Source organism: Ectothiorhodospira sp. BSL-9 (assembly GCF_001632845.1).
Lineage (GTDB): Bacteria > Pseudomonadota > Gammaproteobacteria > Ectothiorhodospirales > Ectothiorhodospiraceae > Ectothiorhodospira.
Window position 1 is genome coordinate 2025263 of the sequence record NZ_CP011994.1, and the last position, 12358, is coordinate 2037620.

Annotated in this window: 10 protein-coding genes; all 10 read left to right on the forward strand. The window is 64.8% G+C overall.

Features of this window, described 5'->3' with window-relative positions; translation table 11 throughout:
• The first annotated feature begins 6 nt into the window (after positions 1-6).
• The 10 genes from mutL (at position 7) to ECTOBSL9_RS09615 (ending at position 12264) form a co-directional block, all read left to right on the forward strand.
• Positions 7-1908 (forward strand): DNA mismatch repair endonuclease MutL, encoded by a 1902-nt coding sequence (gene mutL / locus ECTOBSL9_RS09570; protein WP_063464846.1) that lies wholly within the window; start codon positions 7-9, stop codon positions 1906-1908.
• 44 nt (positions 1909-1952) lie between these two features.
• Positions 1953-2864, forward strand: a complete 912-nt coding sequence (miaA, locus tag ECTOBSL9_RS09575; RefSeq protein WP_063464847.1) for a tRNA (adenosine(37)-N6)-dimethylallyltransferase MiaA — start codon at positions 1953-1955, stop codon at positions 2862-2864.
• Between the two features lie 102 nt (positions 2865-2966).
• Positions 2967-3215 carry an RNA chaperone Hfq gene (hfq, locus tag ECTOBSL9_RS09580; RefSeq protein ID WP_063464848.1) on the forward strand — a complete coding sequence of 83 codons (249 nt, stop codon included), beginning with the start codon at positions 2967-2969 and terminating at the stop codon, positions 3213-3215.
• 66 nt (positions 3216-3281) lie between these two features.
• Positions 3282-4565: a ribosome rescue GTPase HflX gene (gene hflX, locus ECTOBSL9_RS09585; protein WP_063464849.1), complete on the forward strand. Its 1284-nt coding sequence runs from the start codon at positions 3282-3284 to the stop codon at positions 4563-4565.
• Between the two features lie 91 nt (positions 4566-4656).
• A complete protein-coding gene (gene hflK, locus ECTOBSL9_RS09590; RefSeq protein WP_063464850.1) occupies positions 4657-5835 on the forward strand; it encodes an FtsH protease activity modulator HflK in 1179 nt (392 codons plus the stop codon).
• Entirely contained in the window at positions 5835-6713 is an 879-nt protein-coding gene (gene hflC, locus ECTOBSL9_RS09595; protein WP_063464851.1) for a protease modulator HflC, read from the forward strand. The genes hflK and hflC overlap by 1 nt, the downstream gene beginning before the upstream one ends.
• A 27-nt stretch (positions 6714-6740) precedes the next feature.
• Positions 6741-6929, forward strand: coding sequence for a DUF2065 domain-containing protein (locus tag ECTOBSL9_RS09600; protein ID WP_063464852.1), 189 nt, complete (start codon positions 6741-6743; stop codon positions 6927-6929).
• A 56-nt stretch (positions 6930-6985) separates the two neighbouring features.
• On the forward strand, positions 6986-8170 hold the full coding sequence (locus ECTOBSL9_RS09605) for an ATP phosphoribosyltransferase regulatory subunit (protein ID WP_063464853.1): 1185 nt from the start codon (positions 6986-6988) through the stop codon (positions 8168-8170).
• 2 nt (positions 8171-8172) lie between these two features.
• The gene (locus ECTOBSL9_RS09610) at positions 8173-9465 is read left to right on the forward strand and encodes an adenylosuccinate synthase (protein ID WP_063464854.1); all 1293 of its coding nucleotides are present in this window, start codon (positions 8173-8175) and stop codon (positions 9463-9465) included.
• A 96-nt stretch (positions 9466-9561) separates the two neighbouring features.
• Positions 9562-12264: a cation-transporting P-type ATPase gene (locus ECTOBSL9_RS09615; RefSeq protein WP_063464855.1), complete on the forward strand. Its 2703-nt coding sequence runs from the start codon at positions 9562-9564 to the stop codon at positions 12262-12264.
• Positions 12265-12358 lie beyond the last annotated feature (94 nt).

The window sequence follows — 12358 nt, forward strand, 5'->3', positions numbered from 1 at the left end:
GGGATCATGCCCATTCATGAACTCCCTCCGCAACTGGTCAACCAGATCGCCGCCGGCGAAGTGGTGGAGCGTCCGGCGTCCGTGGTCAAGGAATTGCTGGAGAACAGTCTGGATGCCGGCGCCCGGCGCATTCAGCTGGATGTGGAGCAGGGTGGGGCGCGGCGTATCCGGGTGCGGGATGATGGCTGCGGCATCCCCCGGGAACAATTGTCCCTGGCCCTGTCACGCCACGCCACCAGCAAGATCGCCAGCCTGGACGACCTGGAACGGGTGGGCAGCCTGGGCTTCAGGGGCGAGGCCCTGCCCAGCATCGCCTCGGTCTCGCGACTGACCCTCACCTCCGCCGTGGCGGGCGAGGACAGCGGCTGGGCCCTGCAGGGGGATGGCGGCGACCGCTTCGAGGCGCCCGAGCCGGCGCCCCATCCGGTGGGCACCACCATCGATGTGCGGGAGTTGTTCTTCAATGTCCCGGCCCGGCGCAAGTTCCTGCGCACCGAACGTACCGAATATGGCCACCTGGAAGAGGTGGTTCGCCGCCTGGCCCTGTCCCGCTTCGACGTGGGGTTTGATCTTAACCACAATCGCAAGTCCACCCTGCGCCTGCCTGCGGCCGAGGATGCCGCGACCCGGGATCGCCGCGTGGGGCAGATCTGCGGTGAGGCCTTTCTGGAGCAGGCGGCCTTTCTGGAGCAGGAAGGGGCCGGGCTGCGTCTGTGGGGCTGGATGGGGTTGCCCACCTTTTCCCGCAGTCAGGCCGATCTGCAGTATTTCTACGTGAACGGGCGCATGGTGCGGGATCGGCTGGTCACCCATGCAGTGCGCCAGGCCTATCAGGACGTCCTCTACCATGGCCGGCACCCGGCCTATGTGCTGTTCCTGGAACTGGACCCGGCCCTGGTGGACGTGAACGCCCACCCGGCCAAGCATGAGGTGCGGTTTCGCGAGTCCCGCCTGGTGCATGATTTTCTCTTTCGCAGCCTGCACCGGGCCCTGGGGGAATTGCGACCCGGTGCATCACCGGCACCCGCCGGGCCTGACGCGGCGGCCGGGGAAGCGGTCCCGTCTGCTGAGACATCACCTTCGGTGCCATCGCATGTGGGTCAGGCCGGGCAGACCGCAGTGCCCAACCCCGATGGTCCCGACGAAACACCGACCTTAGCCGGGGTGCAGGAAGGCCGCGCCCGGCCGTCCGCGGCCTCCTCCTGGAGCGGTCGCCAGAGTCGCCTGCCACTGAATGTGGCCGAGACCATGGAGGCCTATGGTCGCCTGCACCCGGATACGGTGCCAGTCGTTGACGCCAGCACGGATGAATCCCCCACGGATGAGCCACCCATGGGCTTTGCCCTGGCCCAGCTCCATGGGGTGTACATCCTGGCCCGCAACCGCGAGGGGCTGGTGCTGGTGGATATGCATGCCGCCCACGAGCGCATCACCTACGAGCGCCTGAAAAAGGCCTATTGGGGGGAGGGAGTCCGGTCCCAGCCGCTGCTGATCCCCGAAACCCTTCAGGTGAGTCGTGCCGAGGCGGACCTGGCCGAAGCCCATCAGGAGGCCTTTGACAGCCTGGGGCTGGAGATCGATCGCAGCGGACCGGAGCAGTTGCGTCTGCGGGGTATTCCCAGCCTGCTGGTGGGCGGGGATGCCGCCTCCCTGGTTCGGGATGTGATTGCTGATCTGCACGCCCACGGCCAGTCATCCCGGGTGGAGGAACACATCAATGCCCTGCTGGGTACCATGGCCTGTCATGGGTCGGTGCGCGCCAACCGGGCACTCACCCTGCCGGAGATGAATGCCCTGCTGCGCGACATGGAGGCCACCGAGCGCAGCGGACAGTGCAATCACGGCCGCCCCACCTGGGTGGCCCTGTCCATGGCCGAACTGGACCGTCTGTTCATGCGGGGTCGCTAGTGACCGGAACACTGCCTCCCGCCGCACCGCCGGCGATCTTTCTCATGGGCCCCACCGCCACCGGCAAGACGGAACTGGCGGTGGAGTGGGTGCAACGCCTGCCCTGCGAGATCATCAGCGTGGACTCGGCCATGATCTACCGTGGCATGGATGTGGGTACGGCCAAGCCCTCGCCGGACACCCTGCGGGCAGCGCCGCATCACCTGGTGGATATTCTGGATCCGTCCGAGACCTATTCCGCGGCGCGCTTTCGCGAGGATGCCCTGGCGCTCATGGCGGATATCACCGCCCGTGGGCGAGTGCCCCTGCTGGTGGGGGGCACCATGCTGTATTTCCGGGCCCTGGATTTCGGCCTGGATACCCTGCCCGATGCCGATCCCATGGTGCGTGCCCGCATCGATGCCCTGGCCGCCGACGCGGGCTGGGAGGGCGTGCACCTGGCCCTGGCCCGGGTGGATCCCGTTTCGGCGGCACGCATCCACCCCAATGACCCGCAGCGACTGCAGCGCGCCCTGGAGGTGTTCGAGCTCACCGGGCAGCCCCTGTCCTCGTTTCACGCTCAGCCCCGGGCCTCGCAGCTCCCCTACGACGTCCTGCGCCTGGCGCTGATGCCGACAGATCGCACCCAGCTACGGGAACGCATCGCCCGGCGCTTTCATGCCATGCTGGAGGCCGGCTTCATGGATGAAGTGCGCGCCCTCAGGGCCCGCGGTGATCTGAACCCGCAGATGCCATCCATACGCGCCGTGGGTTACCGCCAGGCCTGGGCCCGTCTGGAGGGTGAACTGGATGGCGAGGCCATGGTCTCAAAGGCCATTACGGCGACGCGACAGCTGGCCAAGCGGCAGATGACCTGGCTGCGCAGTTATCCCCAAACCCGTCAGCATGATCCCGAGACTCTGGATCATGACCGGATCTTTCAGGCGGTGGCGGAGCATGTGAACGACCCACGATAACCGTGGGGAGGCGTGTGCTAGAATCAGGACTCCGACGCTTCGTCGGGCCGAAGGCCCGATTGTCGGAACAACAACAAAGATGACCCAACCCGGGAGCAAGCCATGTCAAAAGGGCAAACATTACAAGAACCCTTTCTCAACACCCTGCGCAAGGAGCGCATTCCGGTGTCCATCTACCTGGTGAATGGTATCAAGCTGCAGGGTCAGATCGATTCCTTCGATCAGTTTGTGGTGCTCCTCAAGAATAGCGTGAGCCAGATGGTCTACAAGCATGCCATCTCCACCATCGTGCCATCCCGGCCGGTCAAGATGGCCTTGGCCGATGATGCCGATCAGGACAACCCATCCTGATCAAGTCCCGGCGGTCGCCTGTGGTGGCCGTTGTCCCGTTTACTGTACTGAGGTCTCAGCGACATCTTGTTTGAAAGACCCCGCAGCGGCGAGCGCGCCGTACTGGTTCACCTGGATCTGCCCACCCAGGATGATGACGAGGACTGCCAGGAGTTCATGGAGCTGGTGCGCTCCGCCGGGGCCGAGCCCGTCGGCCTGATCACCGGGAGTCGCAAGTCACCGGATCCACGCTATTTCGTGGGCAGTGGCAAGGCCGAGGAGGTTCGCGACCTGGTGAAGAGCGAAGAGGCCGAGGTGGCCATCTTCGATCATCCGCTCTCCCCGAGTCAGGAACGCAACCTGGAAAAACTCCTTCAGTGTCGCGTTCTGGATCGTGCCGGGCTGATCCTGGATATCTTCGCCCAGCGCGCGCGCTCCCATGAAGGCAAGCTGCAGGTGGAGTTGGCCCAGCTGCGCCATATGTCCACCCGGCTGGTGCGGGGCTGGACTCACCTGGAACGCCAGAAGGGGGGGATTGGTCTGCGTGGTCCCGGTGAGACCCAGCTCGAGACCGACCGGCGCCTGCTGGGTGTGCGCATCAAGCAGATCACCCGCCGCCTGGAGAAGGTGGAGCAGCAGCGGGAGCAGGGCAGACGTTCGCGACTGAGGGCAGAGGTGCCTACCATCTCCCTGGTGGGGTACACCAATGCCGGCAAGTCCACCCTGTTCAACCGGCTTACCCAGGCGGGTGTCTATGCTGCGGATCAGCTCTTCGCCACCCTCGATCCGACCCTGCGGCGTGTGGAGCTTCCCTCGCAACAGGCCATGATCCTCGCCGATACGGTGGGGTTTGTGCGGCAACTGCCCCATGATCTGGTGGCCGCCTTTCGGGCCACCCTGACCGAGACCCGGGAAGCCTCGCTGCTGCTGCATGTGGTGGACGCCCATGACGCCCAGCGGGACGTGTACATGGAGCAGGTCAATCAGGTGCTGGAGGAGATCGGTGCCCGCGAAGTGCCGCAGATCCTGGTGTTCAACAAGATCGACCTCATCCCCGGCGCAACCCCGCGGATCGAGCCGGCCGACCATGGGGAGCCCGCCCGGGTATGGCTATCGGCCCAGACCGGCGAAGGGGTGGACGCCCTGCTGGAGATGCTGGCCGATCACTATGCCGAGTCCATCGTCAGCGGCTGGCTTGAACTGCCACCCACGGCGGGTCGTGAGCGGGCCGGGCTGTTCGAGATGGATGCGGTGGAGCAGGAGGCGCTCACCGAAAGCGGCGGCTGGCGGCTGCGAATCCGTCTGCCCCAGCGTCGCCTGGATGAACTTTTTCGGGATGCAGGGTTCACACCGAAACTGTCACAAGACTAGAATGGGCCGCTTGCGTGGCTGGCCGAGGTAGGGATGCCAGGGCCACTCAACCTTATCAGACGATTGATCGCGTTTTCGACGGAGTCAGCACATGCCCTGGAATGAACCAGGAAACAACGGCAAGGATCCCTGGGGCGGCGGTGGTAACCGCGGCGGCGGGAATCAGGGCCCTCCGGATCTCGATGAGGTCCTCAAGAAACTCTCTTCCAAATTCAACGCCCTGTTCGGCGGTGGCAGCGGCGGGGAAGGCGGCGGCGGTGGCGGTTTGGGCAAGCATGCCTCGGCCGGTATCAGCCTTGCGGTCATCCTGGCCCTGGTCATCTGGCTGGCTTCGGGCTTCTTCATCGTGAGTGAAGGTGAGCGCGGTGTGGTGCTGCGCTTTGGTGCCTTCACCTCCGTGGCCACCCCGGGCCCCAACTGGCATCTGCCCTATCCCATCGAACGGGTGGAGATCGTGGATGTGGACAACATCCGCTCCATCCAGCACCGCGCCCTGATGCTGACCGGTGACGAAAACATCATTGATGTGGACATCGCCGTGCAGTACCGGGTGATGGACCCGGTGGACTTCCTCTTCAACGTGCGCAACCCGGACGCCACCGCCCGCCAGGTGATGGAATCGGCCATCCGCGAGCGCATCGGCAAGAACCGCCTGGACTTCATCCTGGGTGAAGGTCGCGCCGAAGTGGCCACATCCTCGCGGATCGTGATTCAGGATGCCCTGGACTCTTACGGCACCGGCGTTGCGGTCACGGCGGTCAGCATGCAGCAGGCCCAGCCGCCCGAACCGGTGCAGGAGGCCTTTGCGGACGCCATTCGTGCCCGAGAGGACGAGGTGCGTTTCCGTAACGAGGCCGAGGCCTATGCCAACACCATTCTGCCCCAGGCCCGTGGTGAGGCCGCCCGACTGACCGAGCAGGCCGAGGCCTATCGTGAACAGGTGATCGCTCAGTCCGAGGGTGATGCGTCCCGCTTCACCCAGTTGCTGGTCGAATACCAGAACGCCCCGGATGTCACTCGCGAGCGTCTGTTCATCGAGACCACCGAGGTGGTGCTCGGCTCCACCAGCAAGGTCTTTCTTGACGTGAGCAGCAGCAACAATCTGATGATGCTGCCCCTGGACAAGATCCTGCGGGGCGAGATGTCCGCCGGGCAGCCGGAAGGTGGGTCCCGTTCGGGCCCGTCCAGCCTGTCCACCCGACCGACGACGCCATTGCCAAACCTTGGCCAGCGTCCTGGCCCTGATCCCCGTTCACGGGAGGTGCGTTGATGTTTAGGATCGCAGCGATTGTCATAGCCGTTGCGGCCGTGATTGTGGCCCTGTCCACGTTTACCGTGGATGAACGTGAGCGGGTCATCGTCTTCAGCCTGGGTGAAATCAAGCGTGTGGACCCGGAGCCGGGGCTGCACTTCAAGTTCCCCATCGTCAACAACGTGCGCAAGTTCGATGCCCGTGTACTGACCCTGGATATCCCGCCGGACCGCTTCCTCACCAGTGAGGCCAAGAACGTCATTGTCGACTTCTATGCCAAGTGGCGTATCGACGACGTGGGCCAGTTCTTCCGGGCCACCCGGGGCGACGAGCGCAATGCCCAGGAACGCATGACCCAGATCCTTCGGGACGGCATGCGTAACGAGTTTGCCAAGTACACACTGGAAGAAGTGGTGTCCGGCGAGCGCATCACCATCATGGGCGCGGTGCGTCAGCAGGCCCTGGATACCGCAGCGGAACTGGGTGTGGTGCTGGTGGATGTGCGCATCCGGCGCATGGACCTCCCCGACGAGGTGAGCGAATCCGTGTTTGCACGCATGCGGGCCGAGCGTGAGCGTATCGCCCAGGACTTCCGCGCCCGCGGCCGTGAGGAGGGCGAGCGTATTCGCGCCCGTGCCGACCGTGACCGCACCGTGATCATCGCCAACGCCTATCGGGATGCTGAACGCATCCGCGGTGAAGGTGATGCTGGTTCGGCAGCCACCTATGCGGAAGCCTACGAGCAGGATCAGGAGTTCTTCAGCTTCTATCGGAGCCTGCTGGCCTACCGCAACACCATGGCGGGCCCGGAGAATGTCTTCGTGCTGGAGCCGGATTCGCAGTTCTTCCGTTACTTCAGGGATCCCATGGGAAGCCAGGCCCGGGCTGGGGATTAATCACGACCCCACCCGAGTCGATCTCCCATGTGGTCTGATCTGCTGGCGGCCCTCGCATTGCTTATGGTGATCGAGGGCCTGCTTCCGTTTATCAACCCCGCCGGTCTGCGCCGCACCCTGCTCCAGGTGGCGCAGCTACCCGATTCGGTGCTGCGTGGCGTGGGTCTCGCCAGTCTGATACTGGGGGCCTTGCTGCTTTGGTGGGTGCGTGGCTGATTGCCATCCACGCCGGCCCGCGTGCCCGGAATTTCAAATGACCTTGATTGAGTGACATGACCGATTCCAATCGCTGGCTGCTCCCCGAAGGCGTGGAGGAGGCCCTGCCGCCCCTGGCGGAACGCCTTGAAACCTGCCGACGTCAACTGCTGGATCTCTACCATGGCTGGGGCTACCAGCTGGTCATGCCGCCCTTCATCGAATACCTGGAGTCGTTGCTGACCGGGACGGGACGGGGTCTGGATCTGCAAACCTTCAAGCTCACTGACCAGCTCAATGGTCGGCTGATGGGTGTGCGGGCAGACATGACGCCCCAGGTGGCCCGGATCGATGCCCATCGGCTCAAGCGCGAAGCGCCCTCGCGCCTGTGCTACATGGGCACGGTGCTGCATACCCGACCCGACGGCTTTGCCGGTTCCCGTAGCCTGTTGCAGGTGGGCGCTGAGTTGTACGGTCACTCGGGCCTGGACTCGGATCTGGAGATCCTCAGCCTCATGCTGGAAACCCTGGCTGTCTGCCAGGTGGATACACCGCTGGTGGACCTGGGCCATGTGGGGATCTATCGGGCGCTGGCCGTCCAGGCAGGCATGGATCCGGACCAGGAGATAACCCTGTTTGACATGCTCCAGCGCAAGGCACTGCCGGAGATTCGGGAGTACCTTGGTGGGCTTGCCATGGAGGATGCGCCTCGCCGTCGCCTTTCGGCCCTGGCGGCACTCAATGGGGGGGGCGAGACCCTGGCTCGTGCTCGTGAGGTGCTGGCCGGGGCAGGGGATCATGTGGTCCGTGCCCTGGACGACCTGGAGCAACTGGCCGAGGGGCTGCGCGCCCGGTATCCGGCGGTGTTGCTGCATTTCGATCTGGCCGAATTGCGAGGCTATCATTATCACACCGGCCTGGTATTCGCAGCTTACACGCCGGGTAACGGTCAGGAAGTGGCACGGGGTGGGCGCTATGACGATATTGGCCGGGTGTTCGGTCGGGCCCGTCCGGCCACCGGTTTCAGTACCGATCTCAAGACCCTGGTGCGGCTCTCGAGGCAGCCGGAGAGTACACCGGCGCGGGCCATCTTCGCACCGGCAGACCCGGATGCCTCCCTGGCAGCGACGGTCACCCGTCTGCGCCGGGAGGGCGAACGGGTGATTCAGGGCTTATCCGGTCAGACGGCGGACGCCGCCGCCATGGGCTGTGACCGGGTGCTGGTCAAATCCAATAATCAGTGGACAGTGGTGGATGCTTGAACATGAGTAAATTCGTGGTGGTCCTGGGCAGTCAGTGGGGCGATGAAGGCAAGGGCAAGGTGGTGGATCTGCTCACCGAAGAGGCCGCTGCCGTGGTGCGTTTCCAGGGGGGGCACAATGCCGGCCATACCCTGGTGATCGACGGTCGCAAGACGGTGCTGCATCTCATCCCCTCCGGCATCCTGCGCGACAATGTGCAGTGCCTGATTGGCAACGGCGTTGTGCTCTCCCCCGAGGCCCTGATGAAGGAAATGGCCATGCTGGAGGACAACGGCGTCCCGGTGCGTGAGCGCCTGCGCCTGTCCGAGTCCTGCCAGCTGATCCTGCCCTATCACGTCATGCTGGATCAGGCCCGTGAAAAGGCCCGTGGCAATGCCGCCATCGGTACTACCGGTCGTGGCATCGGCCCGGCCTACGAGGACAAGGTGGCGCGCCGCGGCCTGCGCCTGGGGGATCTGTTCCACCGGGAGCGCTTCGCCGCCAAGCTGGGCGAGGTGCTGGACTATCACAATTTCGTGCTCAAGCACTATTTCAAGGCCGAGACCCTGGACTTCCAGGCGGTGCTGGAACACTCCCTGGCCGTGGCCGAAGAACTGGCCCCGATGATCATGGATGTGCCCGAGCGCCTGCGCCAGTTGCGGGAGCAGGGCGCGTCGGTGATGTTCGAGGGAGCCCAGGGCACCCTGCTTGACATTGATCACGGCACCTATCCCTTTGTGACCTCTTCCAACACCACCGCCGGTGGCGTGTGTACCGGCAGTGGCGTGGGTCCCCTGGATCTGGATTATGTGCTGGGTATCACCAAGGCCTATACGACCCGCGTGGGCGCCGGTCCGTTCCCCACCGAACTGTTCGATGCCATGGGCGAGCATCTGGCCCATCGTGGCCATGAATTCGGTTCCACCACCGGGCGGCCGCGCCGCTGTGGCTGGTTCGATGCCGTGGCCCTCAAGCGCGCGGTGGCCATCAACAGCATCAGTGGCCTGTGTGTCACCAAGCTGGACGTGCTGGATGGCCTGGAGACCCTGCAGATCTGCGTGGGCTATCGCTGTGGCGACGTGGTGCATACCGAGCCGCCGGCGGGCGCCGATGCCTACGCCGAGTGCGAGGCCATCTACGAGGAACTGCCGGGTTGGCAGGAGTCCACCGTGGGGGTCACCGACTATGACCGGTTGCCCGCCAACGCCCGCACCTATCTGGAGCGTATCCAGGAGGTGTCAGGGGTTCCCGTGGACATGATCTCCACCGGCCCCGATCGTGGCCAGACCATCCTCAAGCGCCATCCGTTCGCGTAATCCCTTCGCATAATCCCACACCTCCCAGGGTCTGATGCCCGGGGAGGTCGTGTGGGAGCGGCCCTGGGCCGCGAATTCTCAAAAGAGTCCCGCCCCATGTCCGAGGAACAGGAATCCCCCGAGCAGCGCTCCTGGCACCACCTGGAGCCTGATGCCGTCCTGAAGACACTGGAGACACCCGAAGAGGGTCTCACGGAGGACGAGGTCGAGCGACGACGCGAGGCCCATGGTTCCAACCGTCTACCGTCGCCCCGCACCCGGGGGCCGCTGCGCCGTTTCCTGGCGCAGTTCCATAACCTGCTGATCTACGTGCTCATGGGCGCTGCCCTGGTCACGGCGTTGCTGGGCCACTGGGTGGATACCGGTGTGATCCTGGCGGTGGTGCTGCTCAACTCCATCATCGGGTTCGTGCAGGAGGGCAAGGCGGAAAAGGCCCTGGACGCCATCCGCGACATGCTCTCCCCTCATGCCTCTGTGCGTCGCGCAGGCCACCGCTCCACGGTGCCGGCGGAGGACCTGGTGCCCGGGGATCTGGTGCTGATCGAGCCAGGCGACAAGGTGCCGGCGGACCTGCGTCTGATCAAGGTCAAGGGCCTGCAGGTGCAGGAGGCCGTGCTGACCGGCGAATCCGTGCCCGTGGACAAGGGCGTCGACCCGGTGGAAGCGGAAGCGGAACTGGGTGATCGGCTGTCCATGGCCTTTTCCGGCACTCTGGTCACGGCCGGGCAGGCCACCGGCGTTGTCGTGGAGACGGGCGCCCGCACCCAGATCGGTCGCATCAGCGGCATGCTCTCGGAGGTGCAGACCCTCACCACTCCCTTGATCAAGGCCATGAACACCTTCGCCCGCTGGCTCACCCTGGCCATCGTCATGCTGGCGTCCATGGTGTTCAGCTTCGGGCTGCTGGTGCGCGACTACAGCGCCGTGGAGATGTTCATGGCCGCCGTGGCCCTGGCGGTGGCGGCCATCCCCGAGGGGTTGCCGGCGATCCTCACCGTCACCCTGGCCATCGGCGTGCAACTCATGGCCTCGCGCAATGCCATCATCCGGCGCCTGCCGGCGGTGGAGACCCTGGGTTCGGTCTCCATCATCTGTTCCGACAAGACTGGCACGCTCACCCGCAACGAGATGACGGTGCGCTCCCTGGCCCTGCCGGGGGGCTTTTACGAAGTCACCGGCGTGGGTTACGACCCCCATGGTGCCTTCGAGCGCGACGGTGCCGAGGTGGACCCCGATGACGATGCAGCCCTGTGCGACGCCATCCAGGCCATGCTGCTGTGCAACGACTCCAGTCTCTACAAGCGCGACGACCAGTGGGTGGTGGAAGGGGATCCCATGGAGGGTGCCCTGCTCACTGCCGGCATGAAGGCGGGACTGAACGTCGAGCAGCTCAACAAGCATCGGCCACGCACCGATGTGGTGCCCTTTGAATCCGAACACCGCTTCATGGCCACCCTGAACCATGATCACGACGGCAACGGCATGATCTATGTGAAGGGTGCCCCGGAGCAGATTCTGGAGATGTGTTCCCGGGAGGCCGGAGAAGAATCGCTGGACAAGGATCACTGGCTGGCCAAGGTGGACGAACTGGCCAGCCGGGGGGAGCGCATCCTGGCGGTGGCGCGGCGTAACAGCGATAACGGCCAGCGGGAAATCAAGTTCGACGAGCTGGGCTCCGAGTTCGAGTTCCTGGGATTGTTCGGCCTGATCGATCCGCCCCGGGAGGAGGCCATCTCCTCGGTGGCTGAATGCCAGGAAGCGGGCATCCGGGTGAAGATGATCACCGGCGACCATGCTGGCACGGCCCAGGCCATCGCCCGGCAGCTGGGCCTGACCCATGCCGACGAGGTGCTCACCGGCCGGGATATCGACAGCATGGATGACGAGGCCCTGCGCGAGGCTGTACCCCGGGTGGATGTGTTTGCCCGGGCAGCGCCGGAGCACAAGCTGCGCCTGGTGCGTGCCCTGCAATGGCACGGTTACGTGGTGGCCATGACCGGCGATGGGGTCAACGATGCGCCCGCCCTCAAGCAGGCGGACGTGGGCGTGGCCATGGGCCGCAATGGCACCGAAACGGCCAAGGAGGCATCGGAGATGGTGCTGGCGGATGACAACTTTGCCTCCATCGCCCATGCCGTGCGCGAGGGGCGGCGGGTCTACGACAATCTCAAGAAGGCCATTACCTTCCTGCTGCCCATCAATGGCGGTGAGTCGGGTTCCATCATCGCCGCCATCATGCTGGGCATGGCCCTGCCCATCACGCCCCTGCAGGTGCTGTGGGTGAACATGGTCAGCTCGGTGGGCCTGGCCATGGCCCTGGCCTTCGAGCCGGCCGAGAAGGATGTGATGAGCCGGCCGCCGCGCAAACCCGGGGAGCCAATACTGTCCCTGTTCCTGGTGTGGCGCATCCTGTTCGTCTCGGTCCTGTTCCTGGCCGGTATCTTCGGGATGTACCTGTGGTCCATCCAGGCCGGTTACAGCATCGATGCGGCCCGCACCCATGCGGTGAACACCCTGGTGATCATGGAGGTGTTCTACCTGCTCAGCGTTCGCTCCCTGAAGGTGCGTTCGCTGACCCTCAAGGGGCTCATCGGCACCCGCGCCGTGGCCATTGCGATCCTGGTGGTGGTGACGTTGCAGATGATCTTCACCTACGCACCCTTCATGCAGTTCTTCTTCGACAGCACGTCGGTGGATCTGTACGCCTGGGGCATCATGCTTGGCGTGGGTGTGATGCTGTTCATCATCCTGGAACTGGAGAAGGCGGTGCGCAACCGGATCGCCCGGCCCGGGAGCTAGATGTTGCCACCCTCGATGGACCGTCCCCGAACGCCTCGTGCCCCCCATTCCGGGTGCGGGTCGTTCGGGGACATGGCGGATATCGGGGTGGGCT